Genomic DNA, 24,479 nt, shown 5'->3' with positions numbered 1-24,479 from the left:
TAGCAGCGTGGCGCCGACGCTAATGGCGATGACGAGTAGAACCGCGACGCCAATCAACAACCACTTGAGACTGCCGCCCTGCTTCTGCGGCGGCGGCGCAGGCTGCTGCGGCCAATTCCCCTGCTGCCAACCGGGCGGCTGAGATCCGTAACCGGGTTGGCCGTGCGGTTCACCATAGGGCTGTGGGCCTGGTTGCTGGGGCGGTTGCCATCCACCGGGTGGCGGCATGCTCATGCTTGCCCGCCCGAGATTGGAATGCGCACAGCTCTGCCTCCGCACCATCCGGTCATCACGCTCCGGAGTTTACCGAGGCGCTTCATCAAGCCTAGGCGACACGGGAGTCTCGATGACGCACGAATTCGGGCGCAGCAGGCCGTGCGTTCGAAACGAAATGGCTACCAATTCTCGTCTATGGATAGGTGTTGAAATGAGAAATGGCGCAGTGGCTGGTTCCCGTCGTGGCCTGCCACCGAGTGGACGTACCTAGAAGACCAAGAGTGCAACTGCCACCGCGACGATGAGCACGACCACCACCCCGATCGCGAACAACAGCCACCGGCCGTTGCCGTCCGAGGCCTTCGATCCGCCGTGGTGGGTCCACGTGCCGCCGTCCCAGCCCGGCGGCGGGGGTTGCTGCTTGGGGCTGGACACCGTCGGGTCGAACGGCTGACCGTAGGGCTGCTGCCCGCTGTCGGTGGGCGGCGGATCCCATTGCTGAGGTGAGGACCACCCGTCGTGAGAAGGCGTGCTCATCCGCGCGTTCCTTCGACAACCTCGTACATGTCAGCACCCCCGCCGCACTCGCCGGTAGCGCCTCGCCACGGCGACGCGCACACGTCTTCACCGTAAGCCGAAAACCCCGCTGCCACGCGCACCAAAATGCCGGATCCGGCCAGCCCTTGATCTCCAGACACACCGCGAAGGCAATGGTCTACGTCTGCACGAGGCCCGTCGCGGCTGTGTGCGATCCACCGCATCGGCTCCCGGTGCTAGTCGTTGGCGTCGTAGAGGTCCGAGGTGATCTCTGCGACGACGGAGTCGATGCGTTCCCGGTCGGCTTCGATCGAGGCAGACGCCGTCGCCCCCGCGTTTTGCAGGGCTTCGTTGACTCGTGCGGCGACAGTATCGGCTCCGAGCCGCAGCAACCCCTCTTCGATGAAGACGTCGGTCAGCCAATGATGGCCGTTCAACGTCACTTCGACGGTCTTGGTCTCGTCGGTGGCCGTGAACGTCTCGCCCGCCATCTTGGTCAGCTGATCGTCCATCAGTGACTGCAGCCGTTGCGCCTGCTTCAACACCGCCGCCACCTGCGGGTGCATGTCCTCGGTCACTGGGGGTCCTTGGGATCCTGGACGGTCCTGCGCTTCCGGTCACCGATGACGCCGCGGGTGTATTCGCGGTCCTCGACGTAGAGATCCTCGTCGGGGGAGAGACCGGGGGTGCGGCGCTTCTCCTTGCCGCCTTGCGCTTGACCGCCGTGGCCTCCGCCCATGCCGCCGCCCATGCCGCCGCCCATCGCGCCACCGGTGCCACCCGCAGCCGGGCCACCACCAGGACCACCCGCTCCGGCGGGCCCTGGTCCGACGGAGACGCCACCGACGCTTGGCTGCAACGGAATCGAGCCCGCGCCCCCGCCAGCTCCGCCTCCGGAGCCACCGCCCGCACCGCCACCAGCATCGGCTGCGGCCGGATGCAGGCTGGGATCGTCCGGCAGGAACGGAGTGTCGCCAGGTTCACCACCCGGCATGCTCGGCATGCCGCCGCCGGGAGATCCACCTGACGGGGAGCCACCTCCCGAGGGTGACCCGCCGCCGGAACCCGCGCCCTGACCGGCCGCGGACTCACCCGCCCCCTTCTCAGCCGACATGGGCGACACACCTTGGCTCGGAGCCTGCGGCATCGATGCAGAGCCGCCCGGCGGCTGGCCGCCGCCCCCGCCACCGCTGCCCCCGCCGCCTCCCGGGGTGGCGTTCGGCGAGGTCTGGTTCGGGTTGCCGTTGCTCGTCACGGGCACGGTCGGGACCCCGCTCGGTGGCGGCGTAGGCGGCGTGACGCGCTGCGGCGCAGCCTCTTTGGCGTATCCATCGACGATCTCGTCGGACTGGTGTTGCAGCTTCTCCATTTCGAGGCCCAGCGTGTGAGCTGCGCTGCCACCGTTCTGGATCGCGGTGATCATCTGGGCCTTGAGCTGTTCGTAGTTCTGGTAGACGGGCGTGTGGTCGAGAAGTGCCTTGACATGTGCGTCCGAGATCCGCATGGCCTCGCCCGCCAGCTTCTGCCACGATTCACCAAGCTGCGACAGCCATTCGCCGTAGGCGACGAACTTGGCGTATGCCTGGTCGGCCGCTTCGCCCTCCCAGTTCTCGATCTTCACCTTGAATTGCTGAGAGGCTGCCTGCAGTGCGTTTCCATTCGCCAGCCATTGTGCCGCGGCCTCACGCAGTGAGCCGCCGTGATCGCCCGCCGACAGCATCTGCTGCGCTCGCTCGACGTCACCGATCTCGTCGGGGTTGACTCCGAGGGGACTGCCCATCGGCGCGGGCATCGTCGGCGCGGGAATTGCGTTCGTCTTGGGCATCTGTGGCTCGGGAACACCGTTGATGTTGGCGGCCGCGGACGCGTCCACCCGGTCATAGGCCTCTGCGACCGACTGGAGTGTCTCCGCCAGCCGGTCACCCTCGCGATCGCCGTAGTCCTGGTTGAGGTAGAGGTAGCTCGCGTTCTGGTTGAGGTCGTCGACGGCCGACTTCGACAGCGCGAGTTGGTCCGGCGGGATCACCAGCGGCTTGTTCTGCACGCCACTGAACTGGATGTTCTTGATCTCGACGGCTTTGGTGCGCAGATCCTGCGTGATGACCCGTACTTCACCATCTGGCATGTGAACTCCTCACCCCGTGTTGCGAGTTCATGGCTCCAACGCCATCTGGTAGCGGCTTTCCTCACGCGGATTGATCAGCCGGATCGGCAGTTGGCGATGGCGCGGCGTGTCGATGAAGTTGTGGCGCAACACCACTCGACCGACTCCGGGATGCGGCCCCAGGTAGGTGGTCGAGTTGGGCCAGACGATCTTGGCGACGGTGCCCACCCGCGCGTTGATGAGTCCGGCGAATTCGCGAAACTGGGGACCCAGCGTGATGACGGCACCCGCTGCGGCCGAGCGAATCACGAACTGCGTGAACAATCGTGCGTCACCCAGATTGATGCTCACGTCGACGTCGTCGAAGGGCATGTACACCGGATACCGGTCGGCGGTCTCACCGACCAGCACGCCCGCCGAGCCGATCGGCAGTTCGTAGTGCCGATCGGTCGTCGGGCTCTCGCCGTGCAGCGCGGCGCGCTGGCCTCCGAACAGGCACGAAAAGCCCCGCGGCGTCGAGGGTTCGGCCAACGTCGTCAGCAACACGGTCGTCGTCGGGGCGGCGCCGGGGCGTATCCGCACCCGGGTGATGGTGTGATCTGCCCGTGCCGACCACCACACGTCCGGGCCGCCAGGTGCGGTGTAGGCAGCGGTGAAGGTGCTACGCCCCTTGATCAACGACCACGCCTCGCGTTCGAAACTGATCTCGGTGGCGCGGTCGAAGTCGTCGAAGCTGCGTCCGCACCTGGCGTCGATTCCGTTGCTGGCCAAGTGATCTGCGATGCGGGTGGTCGAGGCGACCAGGTAGCGCGCCAGACCCGCGACGCCGGCGTCACGACGCAGCGCCGACCTCCGGGTCTCCTCCGGGAGGGCACGCAGCACGATCCAGGTTCGCCGGTTGGCCGGAGCCGGATAGGGCCCCACGACCTGGTCGTAGAGCGCGACGAGAGTCGCCGGGGCGGTGCGCCCGACCCGGTACCCGGCCGAGACGACGTCGGCCTCCAGATCCGGGCAGTAGGTGGCAATGAGCTTCTCGACGAGTTGGGTGTCGAGCACGTCATCGGTGAAGGCCTCGCCGGACACGATGACCGTCGGCGTGAACGGTCGCGGGACGAGTTCGATGATCGAGATCAGATGGTCGCCCTGCCAGCGAACGGCGACGTGATCGCCGGGGATCACGGTCGCGCCGACGGCCGCGGTGGACGGTGACGCCGGCGGGACCACGTGCCGGCGGCGCCAGGCGAACACGGCTGCGATCCAGCCCGTGATCCGCCGGCCGCGCACGGTCAGCGTGGCGGCGATCGCGATCAACACGGCCAAGGTGATCGCCAACCACGTCAGGTGGATGTGGACGAAGAACACCAGGCAAGCCGGTATAAGCACGGCAGCCCACAGCAGGTGTCCCGTCGTGACGCGCAGACCGAACGACGACAGCAGGTCCTTCATCGGCGCCTCAGGGCGCGCCTGGCCAGGGCCAGGATCCCGAGGGCCACCGCCAGGCTGACGCTCGCCACGACCACCATCGTGATGGGACCACGGTCTGGCGGCGGGACGTAGACCGGCGCCGGAATGGCCTGGACCTTGTAGGGCACCGTCTTCGGGCCCGCGGGGACGTCCCACGTCAACGCCGCCACCGGATCGATGACGCCCGCTCCGACGTAGTTGTCGACGCCGCCCCCGGGATGCCGCGCGGTGGCGGTGATCCGGTACATGATCTGCGCCGGGGTGAGGTCGGGGAAGCGTTGGCGCAGCATCGCGGCCAGCCCCGACACGTAGGCGGCCGCGAACGAGGTTCCGTTGATCGGGATCGGGCCGTCCTGACCCGCGAGGGCGTTGACCGGGTTGCCGTCGTAACCCAGGGCGACGATGTTCTCGGCGGGCGCGGCCGCGCCGAGCCACGGACCGGACATCGAGAACGTGCTGGGCTGTCCGGTTTGGCCGATGCCGCCGACCGTGAGGACCAGCGGCGAGTACCACGCCGGCGAGACGATGGTCTGGACCTGCTTCCAGCCGCGAGGGTCGGCCGGGGTGGAGGCGTCTGGCGGCGGGTTCTGGGTGCAGTCCTGGCCGGTGTTGCCGGCTGCGACGATGATGACGGCGCCCTTGGCGTTGACCGCGTATTCGATGGCGGCGCCGAGGCTCTTCTCGTCGATGGGCCGGGTGATCTTGTAGCAGGCCGCTTCACTGATGTTGATCACCTGGGCGCCGAGGTTCGCGGCGTGCACGATCGAGCGGGCGAGGCTGCGCAACGACCCGGCGGTCTGCGTCGTGTTGGGGTCGTTGGGGTCGGTTCGCGCGCCGACGGGCTGATAGTTGTCCGAGGTCTGGCGCAGTGACAGGAGTCGGGCGTCGGGCGCGACACCGACGAACCCGTCGGTCGGCGAGGGTCGTCCACCGATGATCGACGCGGTCAGGGTGCCGTGGGAGTCGCAGTCGTTCATGCCGTCGCCGGCCTTGTCGACGAAGTCTCCGCCGGGCAGGGCTGGCACGCGCGCCGAGCCGTTCACGCCGGTGTCGATGACGGCGACGGTGACGCCCGCGCCGGTCGCGAACTTCTGGGCGTCCGCGATCCGGAGGTAGTCGTTGGCCCACGGCTTGTCCGCGAAGTTGGCGCCCGGGAAGACCGTCGGACTCGAGCAGACGCGACGTAGCTCGGTCGGGGTGTCTGGTCCCGTCTCGTCGGGCGGCAGGGCGGCGGGATCGATCGCAGGTGGCTCGATCGCCACGGCCGGCGGCGCGGTGAACACCGTCAGGAACAGAACGGCGAGGAGCATGACGATGCGACGCATCACGAGTCACCCCTTCGTTCCCCGACCAGGTCCAGCTTGCGCCTGGACCCCCATAGCAAAGCAGTAGCCGCCCCCTGGGCCGCGCATTCCCTCACGTCACGCCCTACGAGCACGAGCACATGCGCAATCCTACGATGCGGCCGGAGTGCCCCATGCACCATTATCGACGGCTCGTGGGGAGGCGCCGATGGCACCTCCCCACGAGTGGGTCCTACGGTCCGTCGATGCGAGTACCTATGCGTCGAGGTCCTTCTGGATCAGTTCGGCGACGGTGCTCAGCGCTGCTTCGTCGTCCGAGGCGACGGTGACCTGCGCACCGTTGCCGGCCCCGAGGGTCATGATCATCAGCGCCGATCCGGCGTCGATCGGTTCGCCGCCGTCCACGGACAGGGTGACGGGAACGCCGGCGTTGACGACGGCTTCGGCGATGATCGCCGCGGGGCGGGCGTGCAGGCCGATCGACGAACCGACGATGACGGTCTTGGCGGGCATGGTGGATCTCCTTGCTGTGGTGGTTTGTTCTTGGGGGTGAGGCTGTCAGGCGGCGACGAGTTCGGGAGCGGTATCGGCGCCGACCTTCTTCTTGGAGAACTGCTTGGCCGCGACGACGGCGGCGGCGGCGACGACGGTTCCCAGTGCCAGGGCGACCAGGAACCACAGGAGGTTGCCGATCGCGAAGAACACGAAGATGCCGCCGTGGGGGGCCTTGAGCGTCACGTCGAAGGCCATGATGAGCGCACCGGTGACCGCGCCGCCGGCCATCATCGACGGGATGACGCGAAGCGGATCGGCCGCGGCGAATGGGATGGCGCCCTCGGAGATGAACGAGGCACCGAGAAGCCATGCGGCACGACCGTTCTCACGCTCGGGCTCGGTGAACAACTTCGGACGCACGGTCGAGGCAAGCGCCATCGCCAGCGGCGGCACCATGCCGGCGGCCATGACCGCGGCCATGATGCGCAGCGAGGACGGATCGGCGACGTTGAGTCCCGCGGTGGCGAAGGCATAGGCCGCCTTGTTGACGGGCCCGCCCAGGTCGAAGCACATCATCAGGCCCAGGATGATTCCCAGCAGGATCACCGAGCTGCCGGACAGGCCACCGAGCCAGCTGGTCAGGCCGGAGGTGATGGCAGCCAGCGGACGGCCGAGAAGCAAGAACATCAGCAGGCCGACGATGAGTGACGCGCCCAGCGGGATGATCACGACCGGCATGAGGCCGCGCATGGCCTTGGGGACGGTGATCTTGCTGATCCACAGTGCGGTGAAGCCGGCGATCAGACCGCCGACGATGCCGCCGATGAAACCGCCGCCGACGAAGACGGCCACCGCGCCTGCGGTGAAACCCGGTGCGATGCCGGGACGGTCGGCGATGGCGAACGAGATGTAGCCGGCCAGGGCGGGTACCAGGAAGCCAAAGGCCAAGCCGCCCAAGGTGAAGAGCACGGCACCGAGGTACTGCACGAATCCACCGGAGGGCAGGTTGGTCAGCGAGTTGGTGCTCGCGATGATGTTGCCCAGGGACTGCGTCGCGCCCTCGGGCTTGTTGGCGATGTCGTATCCGGCGAACAAGAAGCCCAGCGCGATCAGCAGACCGCCCGCGGCGACGAACGGAATCATGTAGCTGACGCCGGTGAGCAGGATCTGGCGGGTGCGGGTGCCCCAGCCGACGCCGCCGGATGCCGACGGGGCGGCCGACGACGCGGCTCCGCCGCCGGAGCCCTCGACGCGCGCGGCGTTGGGATCGCTTGCGGCGGCGACTGCTTCGGCGACCATCTTCGCGGGTTCGTTGATCGCGCGCTTGACGCCGGAGGCGATGACGGGCTTGCCTGCGAACCGGCCGCGGTCCTTGACCCCGACGTCGGTGGCGAAGATGACGGCGTCGGCGGCCGCGATGACATCGGCGGCCACCGGGGTGCTGCCCGAGGAGCCCTGCGTCTCGACGTGCATCGTGACGCCGGCTTCCTTGGCGGCCAGCGCCAGGGAATCGGCGGCCATGTACGTGTGGGCGATTCCCGTGGGGCAAGCCGTGATCGCGATCAGGGTGGTGGTCTTCGCCGATTCGGCCGGGGCGGTCGGTGCGGACGGTGTGGCGGCAGGGGCGGCCGGTGGGTTCACCACGCCTTCGACCAGCCCGACGATCTCCTCGGACGAGGACGCTGCTCGCAGCGAGGCGACGAACTCCTTGCGCACCAGGGCGCGGGCAAGGCTCGACAGCAGCTTCATGTGCTCGGCACCGCCGGAGTCGGGCGCCGCGATCAGGAACGCGAGATCGGCGGGACCGTCGGGCGCGCCGAAGTCGACCGCGGGCGAGAGCCGCGCGAAGCCGATGGTGGCCTGGTCGACGTAGGGGGAGCGGCAGTGCGGAATGGCGATGCCACCCGGTAGACCGGTGGCGGACTGCGCTTCCCGCGCCATCGCGGCGGCGACCAGACCCGCGCCGTCGGAGGAGCGCCCGGCATCGGCGAGACGCGCGGCGAGCAGGCCGATGACGGCCTCCTTGTCGCCGCCCGCGTCGACGTCCATGGCGACGAGGTCGGTGGTGATGATGGACATTTTTCTCTTTCCTCTGGTGTGAGTCGGGTCGGATCAGGGACGGGCGGTGGACGGGGTGATGGCGAAGACGCGAACGGCGTCCAGGTCGATTCGTGACGGGGCGGGAAGAGCCGAGCCAGGCAGGGCGGCCGCGGCGCTGCCGTAGGCCACCGCCATCTGGAGTCGACGGGGAGGCTCGGCCCCACCGACCGCGGCGCGTACGTAGCCGGCCAGCGACGAGTCACCGGCGCCGACGGTGCTGCGCGGGGTGATGGGTGGCGGGGCCGCCATCCAGCTGCCGCCTGCGTCGACCAGGACGGCTCCCGCCGCCCCCAGCGTGACGAGGACGGTCTTGGCGCCGCGCTCGATGAGCTGGTTGGCCGCCGAGATCACCGGTGTCGGATCACCATGTGCAACCGCATCTTCCAGGTCTTGCGGTGCCGCGCCGACGAGGCCGGCGAGTTCCTCGGCGTTGGGCTTGATGAGGTCCGGTGCCGCGGTGCCGAAGCCGGCGGCGAGCGCGTCGAGCGGACGCTCCGAGGTGTCGACGGCGAGCTGGCACGGTGCCGAGGCGAGGCGGGCGACCACGTCGGCGTACCAGTCGTCGGGCACTCCCGGCGGCAGGGACCCGGAAAGCACGATCCACGAGGCACTTTCAGCGTAGGACAGGACGGTCCGGGTGAGAGCGTCGAGTGCCGCGGCGTCGAGCGTCGCCCCGGGCTCGTTGAGCTTGGTGGTGGTGCCGTCGGCCTCGGTGATCGCGAGGTTGGTCCGGACGACCCCGGCGACGGGGACGCTGCGGAAGGCCACGCCGGCGGCGTGCAGAGCGGCCACCATGGGGTCGTCGTCGGCGGTGGGAAGGACGGCGACGGTGTCGAGCCCGGCGAGGCCCAACGCCCGCGCGACGTTGACGCCCTTGCCTCCCGGCTCGCTGGTGGCCGAGGTGACGCGGTGCACGGCCCCGCGCGTCAGCGGTGCGCCCAGCGACACCGTGCGGTCGATGCTGGGGTTGGGGGTGACGGTGACGATCATGCTCATTCTCCAGTGGCTCCCGTCGCGATGACTTCGACGCCTTCGTCGGTGAGGATCCGGCGGTCGGCGTCGGAGATCTCGGCGTCGGTGATGAGGGTGTCGACGCTGGAGATCGGGGCGAAGCTGACGAAGTCCTCGCGGCCCACCTTCGAGGAGTCCGCGGCGACGACGACGTAGTTGGCGCATGCGACCATGGCGCGCTTCACGGCGGCCTCCTCGCTGTCGGGGGTGGACAGTCCGTGCCTGGCACTGATGCCGTTGGTGCCGATGAACGCGATGTCGACGCGGAGGTTGTCGAGAACGCGCAGCGTCTGTTCGCCGACCGCGGCCTGCGTGAGGCCCCGGACGCGGCCGCCGAGCAGTTGCAGGGTGACCGTGGACATCGACGCGAGCCGGGCGGCGATGGGCACCGAGTTGGTCACGACGTTCAGTTGGCGGTCGGTGGGCAGCTGGTTGGCGATGCGGGCGGTCGTGGTGCCGGCGTCGAGCAGCACGCTGGCGCCGTTGAGGGGGAAGAACTCGGCGGCGGCCTCGGCGATCGCGTCCTTGTAGTCGGCGCGGGTGGTCTCCCGCTCGCCCACCCCCGGCTCGACGAGGTGCAGCGCCCGGGTGGGGACGGCACCGCCGTGCACGCGGCGCAGCACGCCGGCCCGGTCCAGCGCGGCCAAGTCCCGCCGGACCGTCTCGGTGGTGACGTCGTAGGTGTGCGCGAGCTCGGCAACCGAGGCGCGGCCTTGGCTGATCACCAATGCGGCGATCGCTTGTTGGCGCTCTTCGGCGTACATGACTCTCCGTATTTGTGGTTTAGGTGGCTTAGTGATGTTGATATAGTTGGTTTTACCCCTGAATGTGTTGACTTGTCAACGGTTTGTTGTAATCTGGTTCACATGAGCGCCACTACGTCTCCTGTATCACTGCACCCCGCCGATGCCACTCAGTCATCGGTCGGCACCGTTCTGCGCGGCATCCCCGCGGTGGGTGGCGTGCAATACGCGCCGGTGATCAGGCCGGGTTCGCGGCCCTCGGTCGACACCGCGACCGCCCCTGCCGATCTCGAAGAGTCGCGGCGCCCCGGAGAGGTGGCCCGGTTCACCGCTGCGGCCGCCGCCGTGGCCGACCGGCTGCGCGACCGCGCGGCCAACGCGTCGGGTGCCGCCTCGGAGGTGCTGGCGACGACGGCCCAGCTCGCCCAGGACCGGGCCTGGATTGCCGCCACCGAGAAGCGCATCGGGCAGGGCAACCCGGCCGTCAGCGCCGTGACCGGCGCCGTCGACCAGTTCGTCACCATGTTCACCCAGCTGGGCGGGCTGATGGCCGAACGCGTGACCGATCTGCGGGACATCCGAGACCGCGTCATCGCCGAACTGAACGGGCTGCCCGAACCCGGTGTCCCGGTGCCCGAGGTGCCGTCGATCCTGTGCGCCGAGGATCTGGCGCCGGTCGACACCGCCGGCCTCGACGCCTCACTGGTCGTCGCACTCGCCACCACGCTCGGCGGGCCGACCAGCCATACCGCGATCATCGCTCGGCAACTCGGCATCCCCTGCGTGGTCGCCGTGGACGGTCTGGACTCGGTCGCTGCGGGCACCATGGTGATGGTCGACGGCACGGCAGGCACCGTCACCGTCGCACCGGATGAGGCGGAGGCCGCCCAAGCGGTCGCCGTCGCCCGGGGCGAGGCCGACCTCGCGAAGGATTGGAGTGGCCCCGGCGCCACGGCCGACGGGCACGTGGTCGCGATCCTCGCCAACGTTCAGGACGGGGCGGCGGCGCGCTCGGCGCGTGAGACCCCGGCCGAGGGCGTCGGCCTCTTCCGCACCGAACTGTGCTTCCTCAACCGGTCGACCGAACCGTCCGTCGACGAGCAGGCGCAGATCTACGGCGAGGTGCTCGACGCGTTCGCCGGTCAGAAGGTCGTCATCCGCACCCTCGACGCGGGGTCGGACAAGCCGCTGAAGTTCGTCGGACACCCCGACGAGGCGAATCCCGCCCTGGGCGTGAGGGGCATCCGCATCGCCGACGGCAACCCCGGCATCCTCACCCGGCAACTCGAGGGCATCGCCGCGGCGGCCAAGAACACCGGCAGTGCGCCGTGGGTGATGGCGCCGATGATCGCGACGCCCGCGGAGGCCAAGGCCTTCGCCGAGGAGACTCGCGCGCACGGCTTGGTGCCCGGCGTGATGATCGAGGTCCCCGCGGCCGCCCTGCTGGCCGACCGCATCCTCGAACACGTCGACTTCCTGTCGATCGGGACCAACGACCTGACCCAGTACACGATGGCCGCCGACCGGATGTCGGCCGAGCTCGCGACGCTGACCGATCCGTGGCAGCCGGCCGTGCTGGCATTGGTCGCGATGGCGGCGAAGGCGGGGGTGGCGCGCGGCAAGCCCGTCGGCGTCTGCGGTGAGGCCGCCGCCGATCCGCAGCTGGCCTGCGTGCTGGTGGGCCTCGGCGTCTCGTCGCTCTCGGCGGCCGCCGCGGCCGTCAGCGCCGTGGGCGCGAAGCTCTCCCAGGTCACGCTCGCCCAGTGTCAGGAGGCCGCCGCCGCCGCGCTGGACACGGCCACCGCCGCCGAGGCCCGGGCCGCCGCCGCCGCCGTCCTGGCTTGACCCCTGGCGAGCCGGTCAGGAATCAATCGGACCGCGGTCCGGTTATGCTGGGTACCTTCTACCGAGGAGACCGCAGATGCCCGCCATCACCGCCGACACCCTGACCCTGCCCCGCGTGGCACCGCCCGCCGCGGCGGACACCGAACGCCCCGTGCGGTCGATCACGACCGGTCCGAAGGGATACGAGGGTGAGGGCTTCCCCGTCGTCCGCGCCTTCGCCGGCGTCAGCGCCGCCGCCCTCGACCCGTTCGTCCACATGGACCAGATGGGCGAGGTCGAATACGAGCCCGGCGAGCCCAAGGGCACCGACTGGCACCCGCACCGCGGTTTCGAGACCGTCACCTACATCATCGACGGTCGCTTCGCCCATCAGGACTCGCACGGCGGCGGCGGACTCATCACCGACGGAGCCACCCAGTGGATGACGGCCGGCGCCGGTGTCCTGCACATCGAGACTCCGCCGGCCGAACTGGTGGAGAGCGGCGGCACGTTCCACGGCATTCAGCTGTGGGTCAACCTGCCGCGCAAGGACAAGTTCGCCGCGCCGCGCTACCAGTCCATCGAGGGTGGCGAGGTCAAGCTGCTGTCCTCCGACGACGGTGGCGCGTTGGTACGCATCATCGCCGGCGAGATCGACGCCCAGCAGGGTCCTGGTTCGACGTATACGCCAATCACGTTGGCGCATGCCACGATTCAGCCAGGCGCCCGCTTGGACGTGCCATGGAACCGGGACTTCAACGCGCTGGTCTACGTGCTGGCGGGCGAGGGTGCGGTCGGTCCGGTGGGAACCCCGATCCGACAGGGTCAACTCGCCGTCATGGGCCCGGGGGACCGGATCTCGGTCTCCGCCCGCTCGTCCCAGGATGCGCGCAACCCTGCGATGGAGGTGCTCTTGCTGGGCGGCAAGCCCATTCGTGAACCGGTCTTCCACTACGGACCCTTCGTCATGAACTCCAAGGCCGAGGTGATCGAGGCGCTCGAGGACTTCAACGCGGGCAAGTTCGGCGCCATCCCGCCGAACGCCCTGATGCCGCATCGGAGCGGTCGCTAACCGCTCCGCAGGGCGGCCGGGTGCACCGGCTCCGGGTACAGCAGCTCCAATTCGCCGAGGTTGGCCGCGACGGTGACCAGCGGCAGCGCCGCCCTGATCGACAGGTCGTCGTCGCCGGCCTCGGCGCGGAGGGCGAGCACGAAGTCGTCGCCGATCGGACCGAGATCGTGCACCGGCCTTCGGCCGTGCAGACGTTCGCGGATCACCGAGGTGTGCAACTCGAGCACCTCGCGAACTCGCGGATAGGCGTCGATCGGCGGCGGTACCACGTCGGCGATCAGCTCGGCGGCCGTGCGCACCCGCACCGCCCGGTTCACGGCGCGGATCGCTGGTGCGCGCCGGTCGGTCGAGCCACCGCTCTCCGAAAGGTACTGGCGCACCGCGTCATCCAGTGTTCGCGAGGCCGTCATGGCCGCGTGGCCAAGTGCGAACACCTGGTCGTTCGCCGATTCGGAGGCGCCCCGCGTCACCCGCTTGACGGCCACGGTCAGGAACGTCGCCCCGGCCGCGATGGACTCGTCGACGGCGCGGGACACCCTGGCCGCGGCGCCGCGCGGCCACAGCAGCAGCGAGACCACCGCGCCCACCATCGCCCCGACCACCACGTCCTCCACTCGGAGCAGCCCCACCTGCCATCCGCTCGGGTTGATGACGTTGAAGATGATCAGCACCATCATCGTGAACATCGCCTGACCCGCCACGAACGACGCCACCTCGGGCACGTACGCCGACCCGAACGCGACGACGGGCAACGACAACCAGAGCACGATCGGGTCCACGCCCATCAACTCGATGAACACCACGCCGACCAGGAAGCCGATGGTCGTCCCGGCCACGGCGCGGATCACCCGCGTGCCCGTCGTCAGTGCGCTGCTGCGCAACACCGACATGGCGCCGAGCACCACCCAGAAGCCGTGTTGAACCGGGAAGACGTGGGTGACCGCCACCGCGAGGGCAAGACCGAGTCCGGTACGAATGCTGTTGCGCACCACGACGGCTCGGGTGGCCAGGAATCCTCCGGGCAGCGAGGTCAGGGCCTGTGACTCGGACAGCAGCCGCTCGGCGGCCCCGGCCTCGGGCAGTCGGCGTCCCAGCACCCGGGCCCACACCGGGCGGGCGTCGGCCGCGGCCGCGATGCCGATGACGCGGCCCGTCGTGCCCACGCACCCGGAGATGGTCCTGCGGGTCAGCAGTTTTCGGCCCACGCCGATGGCCGTGGTGTCGTGTGGCTCGGCGAGGATCTCCAGGATGTCGTCGCGGTAGCGGCTCTGGGCGATCAACCGCTGAACGGCCAGCGCCTCGGACAGGTTGGCCCGGTGCGCGTCGCGCTCGTCGACCGTCGTGCTCAGTACCAGTGCGCTCTCGCGCAGCACCCGCACCACCGGATCACGCATCTCGGCGAGCAACTCTCCGCTGGAGCCGGTGATCCGGTCCGACAGCCACTGGAGGTCGTCGACCACCCGCACCAGCGCGCGGCTCCCGGCGGTCAGCCCGACCGGGCGAAAGTCGGCGCCCAGGAAGTTGGCCCGCAACGCACCCATCGCCGTCGACACGTCCTCGTCGCCGGCGTCGCCGTCGAGCCGGTCGGCAAGCGTTCGGCACACCAGCGCGGCGTGGCGGCGCAGGTCGCCGTGATGGCGGGGCGGCAGCAGGAACAGCGCGGCGGGGATGGCCAACGACAGGGCGACCAACCAGCCCAGCAGTCTCTCGGGGACGGGGCCCACCGGAGTGCAGGCGGGCAGCACGAAGAGCATGAGAGTCGAACGCTGCCCGGCGGCGAAGGTCTCGCTGAGCACCCCCGAGAACGTCACGACCACGGCCAGGACGAACATCGTCAGCACCGCCAACCAGGGGTTGGGAGCCACCAGGGTGCCCAGGGTGATGAGGATGGCGCCGTTGACGCCGAGACCTCCGTAGGCCAGCGCCCGCGCCGGCCGGTTACCGGGGAAGTCGACGGTGATCAGCAGTGCGACAGAGCCGAAGATTGCGAACAGTGGTGTCTGCGAGCCACTTCCGAGGGCAAACCCGATCGCGGCGGCCACGGGCAGCACCAGCGCCGCCCGCACCGCCCGGCGGGCCGCATCCTTCTCCGGATCGCGGCGCCTGACTCTTTCGGTCGCCCGGCTCCAGAGAAGGGCCGGGTTCAGCATGGTCCCAAGGTAGACCGCGCCTCACTCGCCGTCTGGCACCGAGGCGAACCGGCCGGAGTCCAACGCGTCGAGCATCTGCTCGGCGACCCACCTCAATCCGACGGTGTCGCGAGGCAGGGTGGCTTGTTCATAGCCGATCAGCAGGTACATGCTCCACGATGCGAACACGTGAGCCTGGTTGGCGTGCCCGAGAATCTGGAAAGCCGCGTCGTACATGACGTCGAACCGGCGCTTGTCGACCTCGGTCTGCACGGCGAGGACGTCCGGGTCGATCGAACTCCACACCCGGATCGCCGCCTCGGCGCCGTGGGGCAGCGACAGGGCGTGCTTGATGATGACGTCGATGCGCCGTCGCGGATCGGGCTCGGCGTAGGCCACGTCCATTCCGTCGATCCGGCGTTGCAGCCAATGTCCGATGAGCTCCCGGGTATAGGCCGACCAGCTCGGGAAGTAGTGGTAGAACGACCCCGTGGTGACGCCAAGGCGGTTGCAGACCTCGGCGAGTTTCAGGCCGCCGTACCCGACGTCTGCCAGTACCTCGAGACCCGTCTCGAAGTACGACTCCCGGGTCACCCCTCCCGCCATGGATGAGAACGATAGTTGCAACGGCGTCCTCACCGGCGAAGCAACTGCCCCGTCAGCTATGTCGGACTTTTGTAAGAATTGGCCCCCGCACCCCCATTGACGGCGTTGACGGTTTGCTGGGAACCGCTCCGTCATGGTCCCGCAACCAATTGACGCCGATCCGACACGAAGCGTATGGCACAATTTGACCGTGCCGTATACCGCGACCCGAGGTCCTGGCCGCCCGCCTGCAGCGAAGGCGGCGGAGACGCGCGAGCGCATCGTGCGAGCCGCGCGGGAAGTTTTCAGCGAACTCGGTTACGACGCTGCTACCTTTCAGGCGATCGCCATACGTGCGGATCTGACCCGACCGGCCATCAACCACTACTTCGCCAGCAAGCGCGTGCTCTACGCCGAGGTGGTGGAGAAGACCAATGAGATGGTCGTTGCCGCCGGCATGGCCAAGGCCGACGGTCAAACCTCCCTTCTCAAACGGCTCTCGGCGTTCTTCTCGGCGGCCATGCAATCCGATTCTCGCGACCGTTCGGCCGCTGCGTTCTTGGTGACGTCGGTGCTGGAGTCCCAGCGGCACCCCGAGTTGAGCCGTGACGAGCACAACTCGCTGAAGACCTCCAGGGCGTTCGTGACCTGGGCCGTTACCGAGGCGCTGCAGAGTGGTGAGCTCACCACCGACACCGACGTCTCGACTCTGGTCGAGATGCTCGTGGCCGTGATGTGGGGCATGGGCTTCTACGCCGGCTACGTCGGCGGGCACGACGAACTCGGCAACATCGTCGACAAGCTCGAGCTGCTGTTGGCGAACAAACTGTGGAAGCTCTCCGAGTAACTCGGCACACTTCTGGCAACGGCCGTCGGCAAACGGCGCGCGCCGCCCGATAGCACGACTAACTTCCTGGGTAGCATTGCCCGATGAGTTCATTGCGCGCCGACGACGACAGCTGGGACATTGCCACCAGCGTGGGCTCCACCGCGGTGATGGTCGCCGCGGCCCGCGCTGCGGAGACCGAACGCGACACGCCGTTGATCCAGGATCCGTACGCCAAGATGCTCGTCGCCGGTGCCGGGACCGGGGTCTGGGAGTTCATGCTCGACGACGCCTTCGCCGAGAAGGTCGCGCTCGCCGATCCCGAGTCGGCCGCCATCCTCGAGCACATGGGCAACTACCAGGCGGTGCGCACGCACTTCTTCGACGCGTTCTACGCCGACGCCGCGGCTGCGGGCATCGCGCAGGTCGTCATCCTGGCCTCGGGACTCGATTCTCGCGCCTACCGCCTCGAGTGGCCAGAGGGCACCCGGGTGTTCGAGATCGACCAACCGAAGGTCCTCGAGTACAAGGCGGCGACACTTGCCCGCCACGGTGTGCAGCCGTCGTCGATTCGGCACGAGGTGCCGGTCGACCTGCGCCACGATTGGCCCAAGGCGCTGTTGGCGGCGGGTTTCGACGCCTCGGCACCCACGGCGTGGTTGGCCGAGGGGCTGCTGATGTATCTGCCCGCCGAGGCCCAGGACCAGCTGTTCACCCACGTCACCGAGTTGAGCGCGCCGGGAAGCCGGGTGGCGGTCGAGACCGTCGGGGTGCAGGCCCAGGATCGGCGCGAGTTGATGCGCGAACGGTTCCAGAAGATCGCCGCGCAATTCGGGATGGAGGACGCCATGGACGTCGGCGACCTGATGTACCACGACGAGCACCGCGCCGACGTCACCGAATGGCTCGACGCACACGGCTGGACCGCGACGGCGGTGACCTCGCGCGACGAGATGCAGCGCCTGGGTCGCTGGGTCCTCCCCGACGACGCCGACCAGAAGGCGTTCTCCGACTTCGTCGTCGGCGAACGGCACTGACCAGAAGGGTGTTGGTCAACCGAGCGGTTGGTTAGGATCGGGCGCACGCGAGGAGCAGTAATGAGCCCTCTCGTCACCACAGGTCAGGAAGGACTCCCCGTGACCACCGAGGCCCCCGCCCCACCCAGCTCAGTCCCCGGCGCAGCAGACGTCGCAGCTACCGTCGCCCGGCTTCGCGAGACGTTTGCCACCGGACGCACGCGTGACGTCGCGTGGCGAAAGCGGCAACTGGACGCCCTCGCTCGACTGCTGACCGACAACGAACCCGCGATCGCCGCTGCGCTCGAACGAGACTTGGGCCGCAAACCGTTCGAGGCGTGGCTCGCCGACGTGGCCAGCACCGTGGGCGAAGCCAAGGACGCCGCCAAGAACGTCGGCAAGTGGACCAAGCGCAAGCACCGGCTGCTCGAGCGCGCGCAGCTGCCCGGCCGTGCCTGGGTGGAGTACGAGCCCTTCGGCACGGTGCTCGTCATCGGCGCGTGGAACTTCCCCTTCGCGCTGACGCTGGGACCGGCCGTCGGAGCGATCGCGGCGGGAAACACCGTCGTGCTCAAGCCGTCGGAGGTGGCGCCTGCGTGCTCGGCGTTGATGGCGGAGCTGGTGCCGCGCTACCTGGACCCGGATGCCGTCGCGGTCGTCGAGGGCGACGGATCGGTCAGCCAGGAGCTCATCGCCCAGGGCTTCGACAAGCTCTGCTTCACCGGGGGCACCGAGATCGGCCGCAGGGTCTACGAGGCCGCGGCCAAGCACCTCACCCCGGTCACCCTGGAGCTCGGCGGCAAGAGCCCGGTGATCGTGGCCGCCGACGCCGACATCCCCGTCGCCGCCAAGCGCATCGCCTGGACCAAGCTGATCAACTCCGGCCAGATCTGCATCGCACCGGACTACATCCTGGCCGACGCCAGCATTCGCGACGAGCTGGTCGCCAAGATCGGCGAGGCCATCGCCACGTTCGAGGCGGGCAACTCGGGCAAGCGCATCGTCAACGCGCGGCACTTCGACCGGTTGACCACCGCACTGGCGGCCACCACGGGCACCGTCGCGGTCGGGGGCGGCTCCGACGCCACGGCACACGAGATCCAACCCACCGTCGTCGTCGACCCCTCGCTTGACGAGCCGCTGATGACCGATGAGATCTTCGGGCCCATCCTGCCGATCATCACCGTCCAATCACTCGACGATGCAATCGAATTCGTCAACGCTCGACCCAAGCCGCTGGCCGCGTACCTCTTCACGAAGTCGAAGTCTGTGCGGGAGAGGGTGGTCAAGGACGTGTCCTCGGGCGGCATGCTGGTCAACCACCTGCTGTTCCAGTTCAGCACCGCCAAGCTGCCGTTCGGCGGCGTAGGACCGTCGGGAACCGGTGCCTACCACGGCAGGTTCGGCTTCGAGGAGTTCAGCCACCGCAAGTCGGTGCTGACCAAGCCCACCCGACCCGACTTAACCGCCCTCATCTACCCGCCGTATACAGAGAAGGCGTGGAAGCTCGCGCGAAAGCTCTTCTAGCAAGCAGTAGTCGTCATGTCTGGTCACTGAAGATCGAGAGTTAGGAACGCAATGCCCGGAGTGCAGGATCGCGTCATCGTCGTCACCGGAGCCGGTGGTGGTCTCGGCCGTGAATACGCCCTGACCCTTGCCCGGGAGGGCGCCAGCGTCGTCGTCAACGACCTGGGTGGAGCCCGCGACGGATCCGGCGCCGGATCGGCGATGGCCGACCAGGTGGTCGCCGAGATCAAGGAGGCCGGTGGCCGCGCGGTCGCGAATTACGACTCCGTCGCCGAGTCCGAGGGCGCCGAGAACATCATCAAGACGGCGATCGACGAGTTCGGGGCCGTGCACGGCGTGGTCAGCAACGCCGGCATCCTGCGTGACGGCACGTTCCACAAGATGACTTTCGAGAACTGGGACGCGGTGCTCAAGGTGCACCTCTACGGCGGTTACAACGTCCTGCGCGCGGCGTGGCCGCACTTCCGCGAGCAGAGCTTCGGCCGCGTCGTGGTCGCGACGTCTACCAGCGGGTTGTTCGGAAACTTCGGTCAGGCCAACTACGGTGCCGCCAAGCTGGGCCTCGTCGGCCTGATCAACACGCTGGCCCAAGAGGGCGCGAAGTACGACATCAAGGCCAACGCCGTCGCGCCGATCGCCGCCACCCGGATGACGCAGGACATCCTGCCGCCCGAGGTGTTCGAGAAGCTGACGCCCGAGTACGTCGCCCCCGTGGTGGCCTACCTGTGCTCGGAGGAAGTGCCCGACACCGACTCGATCTTCATCGTCGGTGGTGGCAAGGTGCAGCGGACCGCTCTCTTCCAGAACGACGGCGTCACCTTCTCCGAGGTGCCGACCGTCGCGGACGTGGCCGGCAAGTGGGGCGAGATCACCGATCTGTCGGCCGCGCAGTCGGCCAGCTTCAAACTGGGCTGATGTCATGAAGGCGCTTGTCGCGCAACGACTCTCCGGGCCGGATGGTCTGGTCTACACCGACGTCGACGACGTCTCGGGTGACGGCTTGGTCGTCGTCGACGTCGGTGCGGCCGGGGTCAGCTTTCCCGATCTGCTGCTGATCAAGGGGGAGTACCAGCTCAAGCTGGACCCGCCGTTCGTGCCAGGCACCGAGGTGGCGGGTGTCGTGCGATCGGCGCCCGCCGACTCGGGTTTCGCCGTGGGACAACGGGTTACGGGGCTGAGCATGCTCGGCGCGTGGGCCGAGCGGGTGGCGCTGCCACCGGCCAACGTGTTGCCCACCCCCGACGACCTCGACGACGGTGCAGCGGTGTGCCTGCTGGGCAACTACTACACGATGTACTTCGCGTTGGTTCGCCGCGGCGGGCTGCTGGCCGGCGAGACGGTGCTGGTGCTCGGTTCGGCGGGCGGCGTCGGGACGGCGGCCATTCAGATCGCGAAGGCGCTGGGCGCCAGGGTGATCGCCATGGTGCACCGGCCGGGTGCGACGGAGTTCGTCGAGTCCCTCGGTGCCGACGTGGTGCTGCCGCTCACCGAGGGGTGGGCGCAGGCCGTGCGCGAGCACACCGACGGTCGTGGCGTCGACCTGGTGGTCGACCCGGTGGGCGGAGACGCGTTCGACGACGCGATTCGTGTGCTCGCGACCGAGGGCCGGCTGCTGGTGCTGGGCTTCGCGTCCGGCGGTGGGATCCCGACGGTGAAGGTGAACCGGCTGCTGCTGCGCAACGTCAGCGTCGTGGGAGTTGGGCTGGGCGAGTTCATCAATCGCACGCCCGGTGCGCAAGCCGAGATCGGCGCGGGCCTCGGAAAGCTGGTCGAGGCCGGGCTTCGGCCGCCCCCGCCGGTGCGTTACCCGTTGGCGGAGGGCAGGGCGGCGCTGGAGAGCCTGGCGTCCGGTGGGGTTCGGGGCAAGGTCGTGTTGGAGCCGTGACGAGCGCTTGCGCGAGGAACCGATGACCCTGACGAGCGCTTGCGCGAGGAACCGATGACCCTGACGAGCGCTTGCGCGAGGAACCGATGACCCTGACTGCGCCAAGGGCACTGGCCTTCGACGTCTTCGGCACGGTCGTCGACTGGCGCAGCAGCATCATCGGCGAGTTGGAGATCTTCGGTGAGCGGCACGGGATCGCGCAGGACTGGCCGGCTTTCGCCGACGCGTGGCGGGCGGGGTACCCGGCGGCCATGGATCGGGTGCGCAACGGGGAACTGCCCTGGCTGAAGATCGACGCGCTGCATCGGCTGATCCTCGACGATCTGCTCGACGGTGCAGGCCTCGGAGAGGTGCCCGATGCCGACGTGGCCGACCTCAACCTCGCGTGGCACCGCCTGGACCCGTGGCCGGATTCGGTGGCGGGGCTGACGCGGCTGAAGCAGGACTTCGTGATCACCACGCTGTCCAACGGCAACCTGTCGCTGCTGACCAATATGGCCAAGCGGGCCGGATTGCCCTGGGACTGCGTCATCTCGGCGGAACTGTTCCGTCACTACAAGCCCGACCGCGAGGCCTATCTGGGCTGTGCGGACCTGCTCGACGTGGCTCCGGGTGAGCTGATGCTGGTGGCCGCCCATCCCAGCGATTTGCGGGCAGCTCGCGACGCCGGGCTCATGACGGGCTACGTTGCCCGCCCGCTGGAACGCGGGCCCGGCCGCACGCCGCCGAGGGTGGAGGACGGTGAATTCGACGTCGTGGCCGACGACTTCTTAGAACTCGGTGCCAAACTCGTGGGATGAATGGCGTCGAAACCCTGCTCGTGGGGGTGGTGATCGCCGTTGGTTTGGTGGGCATCCTGGTGCCCCTGCTGCCGGGAAGCATCCTGATCTTCGCGGCGATCGGAGTATGGGCGTACCTGGTGGGGACGGTGCTCGCGTGGGTGACCTTCGGCCTCGCCACGGCAATCCTGGGGGCCGCGCTGTTGGTGAAGTACCTCTGGCCGATGAAGCGGATGCGGCGAGCCGACGTCGGCGGGTGGAGCCTGTTCGCCGGGGGCGTGCTGGGAGTCGTCGGATTCTTCGTCATCCCGGTGGTCGGGCTGGTGATCGGCTTCGTGCTGGGGGTCTTCCTCGCCGAGCTGACGCTGCGGGGCAACTCCCGGTTGGCGTGGGCGTCGACGGTGCACGCCATCAAGGGGGTTGCGTTGTCGGTGGGCGTGGAGCTCGCGGGGGCACTACTGGCGACGATGGTGTGGGTGGTCGGGGTCGTGTTGGTCTGAGACGGCCTCACGCGGGCATTCTTCGTGGGACCATGCGGCCATGACGTCGGCCGACGACCCCGAGAAGCGCATCGCCGAGCTGGAGGCCCAGCTCGCCGAGGCCCGTTCTCGGCAGTCTCCCGACCCCGTGGCGGGTCAGCTGTCCGACGTGTTCGCCATGCTCCGGAACTTCCAACCGGGCGGCCGTCGTTCACCTGCCGCGCCCGTCGACGAGAACCTGGCCGACGCGCCTCGCCGGGTACCGCTCGGCTTCCTCCTCGCCGAAATGTTGCCGTTTCGTTGGTGGTACCTCTTCGCCATGTTCATGGTCGCCATCCCGCCGATCATCGTGTGGATCATGTACCCGCGGCTGTTGGCACCGGCCGCCGTCCTGGTGCTGGTACTCGTGTACGGCCTCCAGTTCCGGATGACGCGCAAGCGCCTGGCGCTCCTGCGATGGGGGCGCGTCGCCCAGGTGGCCGGCACCGACGTGACCGCGCGCGCGACCTATTACGGCGGCACCACCTACTCCAACGTGTGGCTGCCGCAGGCGCACGGTTGGACGGTCACCCGCCAACTTTGGAGCGGCCCCAGCACCACGACGGTGGTGCGGTACGCCCTCGACGGCTACCAGGGCGAGCTCAAGGTCAGGGGTCGCGCCTACGACGACGGCGTCATCCTCGCCGACTCCCGGCATCCCGAACGGGCACTGTGCGTGAGCTCGTTCCCCTACGACCTCGACCGCGACGAGTCGGGCAATTGGACCGGCCGCCTACGGGTCCGCCTGGTCATCGGCATGGTGGCGTGGGTGCTGATCGTGATCGGTTGGCTTGGCTGCGCGCTCTGGATCAGCACCGGCGTGGCCGCTCGGATGATGGCCGAGGACAACGCCATTCGGCTCACCCCCGGTGCCACCACGCGAGTCAGCGACAGTGGACCGCAGACGGTGTACTGCAACGACGGGCACCTCGTCATCAACGGCGGGGCCACCCCGGTGACCGTGAAGGGCCATTGCGCCAGTCTCGAGGTCGCCGGGATCGACGCCGTCGTCACCGTCGACTCGGCCGACCTCGTCATCCTCAACGGCATCGACAACGAGGTCACATACCACTCCGGACAGCCTAAGATCGTCTCCGGCGGGATCGACAACACCGCCACCCGCGGCTGAGACGAAGGATCGACATGTCCGAGACCAAGATCACCGTCATCTACGACAATCCGACTGACCCCGAGGCATTCGAAAGCGCCTACGTCGAACGGCAATTGGACGCCGCACGCGCGATTCCCGGCCACACCCGCTTCGAGGCCTCCAAGGTGTGGCCCAAGGAGGACGGTTCCCCGACCCCGGCCTACCGCATGATCGACCTCTACTACCCCGACTACGACGCCGCCTGTCTCGCCGTCACCACGCCGGAGGCCGGCGCCTTCTTCCAGGCCCTGGGCGAGGTGGCCACCGGTGGTGTTCGCGTGCTGATGTCCGACGTCCAGGTCACGCGCGACTGACCATGGCCACTTCGTGAAGGAACTCTCGCTCGCCCTCGTCCAGGATCCCGCCCCGGGATCGGTCGACGAATTCCGCGAGCGCATGCACGATCTCGTCCGGCAGTACCCGAGGACGTCGTCGTTCGTCTTCCCCGAGCTGCATCTCCTCGGTGGACTGGATCCGTCGGATCAGGCGGACCTGAGGCGGCACGCGGAGCCCCTCGACGGCCCGCTGTGCAAGGGGCTCGCCGCGCTGGCGGCCGAACTGGGCGTATGGCTGATGCCCGGCAGCGTCCTGGAGTCGACGGACGGGGGGCTGATCTACAACACCATGGTGGTGTTCTCCCCGGCCGGGGAACTGGCGGCGAGCTACCGCAAGATCTTCCCGTGGCGGCCGACGGAGAGCGTGACGCCCGGCGCCGACTTCTCGACGCTGCGCATCGGTGACGTCGGCACCGTCGGCCTGATGGTCTGCTACGACGCCTGGTTCCCCGAGGTGTCCCGTCAGCTGGCGTGGATGGGGGCCGAACTGCTGGTGAACGTGGTCTTGACGCCCACCGGCGACCGGGCACAGGAAGTGATCCTCGTTCAGGCCAACGCGATCGCCAACCAGGTCTTCGTGGCCAGCGTGAACGCCGCGGCTCCTACCGGTCAGGGGCGCAGTCTGCTCGTCGACCCACAGGGGCGCATCCTCGCCCAGGCCGTCGGCGCCGAGTCGACGGTGCTGGCCGCGACGATCGACCTCGACGAGGTCCGTCGCACCCGCGAGTTCGGTACCGCCGGGGTGACGAGGCCCTGGTCCCAGTTCGCCGACACCGACGAACCCATCGAACTCCCCGTCTACGGGGGCCGCATCACGCCACGGACGTGGCGGCCCACGCCGTGACGCGCCGCCCTGGCG

At 68.7% G+C, this 24,479-nt stretch carries 23 protein-coding genes; 12 read left to right on the top strand and 11 right to left on the bottom strand.

What is annotated here, in order from left to right; all coding sequences use genetic code 11:
• Positions 1–483: 483 nt before the first annotated feature.
• From ABZ195_RS16655 to ABZ195_RS16615, 9 genes are all read right to left on the bottom strand, one after another.
• Complete coding sequence (locus ABZ195_RS16655; RefSeq protein ID WP_355219564.1) at positions 484–753, bottom strand: hypothetical protein; 270 nt, start codon at positions 751–753, stop codon at positions 484–486.
• Positions 754–989: 236 nt separating this feature from the next.
• On the bottom strand, positions 990–1,331 hold the full coding sequence (locus ABZ195_RS16650; protein WP_355219562.1) for a YbaB/EbfC family nucleoid-associated protein: 342 nt from the start codon (positions 1,329–1,331) through the stop codon (positions 990–992).
• On the bottom strand, positions 1,328–2,878 hold the full coding sequence (locus tag ABZ195_RS16645) for a PPE domain-containing protein (protein ID WP_355219560.1): 1,551 nt from the start codon (positions 2,876–2,878) through the stop codon (positions 1,328–1,330). The genes ABZ195_RS16650 and ABZ195_RS16645 overlap by 4 nt, the downstream gene beginning before the upstream one ends.
• A 27-nt stretch (positions 2,879–2,905) precedes the next feature.
• Positions 2,906–4,303 carry a type VII secretion protein EccE gene (gene eccE / locus ABZ195_RS16640; protein ID WP_355219558.1) on the bottom strand — a complete coding sequence of 466 codons (1,398 nt, stop codon included), beginning with the start codon at positions 4,301–4,303 and terminating at the stop codon, positions 2,906–2,908.
• Positions 4,300–5,646 (bottom strand): type VII secretion-associated serine protease mycosin, encoded by a 1,347-nt coding sequence (mycP, locus tag ABZ195_RS16635; protein WP_355219812.1) that lies wholly within the window; start codon positions 5,644–5,646, stop codon positions 4,300–4,302. Before mycP ends, eccE begins: the two co-directional genes overlap by 4 nt.
• A gap of 234 nt (positions 5,647–5,880) precedes the next feature.
• The gene (locus ABZ195_RS16630; protein ID WP_355219556.1) at positions 5,881–6,138 is read right to left on the bottom strand and encodes an HPr family phosphocarrier protein; all 258 of its coding nucleotides are present in this window, start codon (positions 6,136–6,138) and stop codon (positions 5,881–5,883) included.
• A 45-nt stretch (positions 6,139–6,183) separates the two neighbouring features.
• A complete protein-coding gene (locus ABZ195_RS16625; RefSeq protein WP_355219554.1) occupies positions 6,184–8,199 on the bottom strand; it encodes a fructose-specific PTS transporter subunit EIIC in 2,016 nt (671 codons plus the stop codon).
• A gap of 33 nt (positions 8,200–8,232) precedes the next feature.
• Positions 8,233–9,210: a 1-phosphofructokinase gene (pfkB, locus tag ABZ195_RS16620; RefSeq protein WP_355219808.1), complete on the bottom strand. Its 978-nt coding sequence runs from the start codon at positions 9,208–9,210 to the stop codon at positions 8,233–8,235.
• A 2-nt stretch (positions 9,211–9,212) separates the two neighbouring features.
• Positions 9,213–9,995, bottom strand: a complete 783-nt coding sequence (locus tag ABZ195_RS16615; RefSeq protein ID WP_355219553.1) for a DeoR/GlpR family DNA-binding transcription regulator — start codon at positions 9,993–9,995, stop codon at positions 9,213–9,215.
• Between the two features lie 102 nt (positions 9,996–10,097).
• On the opposite strand from ABZ195_RS16615, the gene ABZ195_RS16610 reads away from it, so the two are divergent.
• Positions 10,098–11,819 (top strand): putative PEP-binding protein, encoded by a 1,722-nt coding sequence (locus ABZ195_RS16610; RefSeq protein WP_355219552.1) that lies wholly within the window; start codon positions 10,098–10,100, stop codon positions 11,817–11,819.
• Positions 11,820–11,895: 76 nt separating this feature from the next.
• The gene (locus ABZ195_RS16605) at positions 11,896–12,870 is read left to right on the top strand and encodes a pirin family protein (RefSeq protein ID WP_355219550.1); all 975 of its coding nucleotides are present in this window, start codon (positions 11,896–11,898) and stop codon (positions 12,868–12,870) included.
• On the opposite strand, the gene ABZ195_RS16600 is transcribed toward ABZ195_RS16605, so the two are convergent.
• Positions 12,867–15,020, bottom strand: a complete 2,154-nt coding sequence (locus ABZ195_RS16600) for an FUSC family protein (protein ID WP_355219548.1) — start codon at positions 15,018–15,020, stop codon at positions 12,867–12,869. The genes ABZ195_RS16605 and ABZ195_RS16600 overlap by 4 nt on opposite strands.
• A 21-nt stretch (positions 15,021–15,041) precedes the next feature.
• On the bottom strand, positions 15,042–15,605 hold the full coding sequence (locus tag ABZ195_RS16595) for a TetR/AcrR family transcriptional regulator (RefSeq protein WP_355219546.1): 564 nt from the start codon (positions 15,603–15,605) through the stop codon (positions 15,042–15,044).
• A gap of 190 nt (positions 15,606–15,795) precedes the next feature.
• Here ABZ195_RS16595 and ABZ195_RS16590 point away from each other — a divergent pair, with 190 nt between their 5' ends.
• From ABZ195_RS16590 to ABZ195_RS16545, 10 genes are all read left to right on the top strand, one after another.
• Positions 15,796–16,431 (top strand): TetR/AcrR family transcriptional regulator, encoded by a 636-nt coding sequence (locus ABZ195_RS16590; protein ID WP_355219544.1) that lies wholly within the window; start codon positions 15,796–15,798, stop codon positions 16,429–16,431.
• Between the two features lie 83 nt (positions 16,432–16,514).
• A complete protein-coding gene (locus ABZ195_RS16585; RefSeq protein ID WP_355219542.1) occupies positions 16,515–17,447 on the top strand; it encodes a class I SAM-dependent methyltransferase in 933 nt (310 codons plus the stop codon).
• A gap of 99 nt (positions 17,448–17,546) precedes the next feature.
• Positions 17,547–18,953: an aldehyde dehydrogenase family protein gene (locus tag ABZ195_RS16580; protein WP_355219540.1), complete on the top strand. Its 1,407-nt coding sequence runs from the start codon at positions 17,547–17,549 to the stop codon at positions 18,951–18,953.
• A gap of 51 nt (positions 18,954–19,004) precedes the next feature.
• Positions 19,005–19,868 carry an SDR family oxidoreductase gene (locus tag ABZ195_RS16575; protein WP_355219539.1) on the top strand — a complete coding sequence of 288 codons (864 nt, stop codon included), beginning with the start codon at positions 19,005–19,007 and terminating at the stop codon, positions 19,866–19,868.
• Between the two features lie 4 nt (positions 19,869–19,872).
• A complete protein-coding gene (locus ABZ195_RS16570) occupies positions 19,873–20,838 on the top strand; it encodes an NADPH:quinone oxidoreductase family protein (RefSeq protein ID WP_355219538.1) in 966 nt (321 codons plus the stop codon).
• Between the two features lie 86 nt (positions 20,839–20,924).
• Positions 20,925–21,638, top strand: coding sequence for a haloacid dehalogenase type II (locus ABZ195_RS16565; RefSeq protein ID WP_355219536.1), 714 nt, complete (start codon positions 20,925–20,927; stop codon positions 21,636–21,638).
• Positions 21,635–22,117, top strand: coding sequence for a DUF456 domain-containing protein (locus ABZ195_RS16560; protein ID WP_355219535.1), 483 nt, complete (start codon positions 21,635–21,637; stop codon positions 22,115–22,117). Before ABZ195_RS16565 ends, ABZ195_RS16560 begins: the two co-directional genes overlap by 4 nt.
• Before the next feature lie 40 nt (positions 22,118–22,157).
• The gene (locus ABZ195_RS16555) at positions 22,158–23,264 is read left to right on the top strand and encodes a DUF3060 domain-containing protein (RefSeq protein WP_355219534.1); all 1,107 of its coding nucleotides are present in this window, start codon (positions 22,158–22,160) and stop codon (positions 23,262–23,264) included.
• A gap of 14 nt (positions 23,265–23,278) precedes the next feature.
• Complete coding sequence (locus ABZ195_RS16550) at positions 23,279–23,599, top strand: EthD family reductase (protein WP_355219532.1); 321 nt, start codon at positions 23,279–23,281, stop codon at positions 23,597–23,599.
• Between the two features lie 13 nt (positions 23,600–23,612).
• A complete protein-coding gene (locus ABZ195_RS16545) occupies positions 23,613–24,464 on the top strand; it encodes a carbon-nitrogen hydrolase family protein (RefSeq protein WP_355219530.1) in 852 nt (283 codons plus the stop codon).
• Positions 24,465–24,479 lie beyond the last annotated feature (15 nt).

Origin of the sequence: Mycobacterium sp. NPDC006124 (assembly GCF_040614235.1) — a bacterium.
Classification (GTDB): Bacteria; Actinomycetota; Actinomycetes; order Mycobacteriales; family Mycobacteriaceae; genus Mycobacterium.
This window is presented reverse-complemented; position numbering and strand designations above follow the sequence as displayed.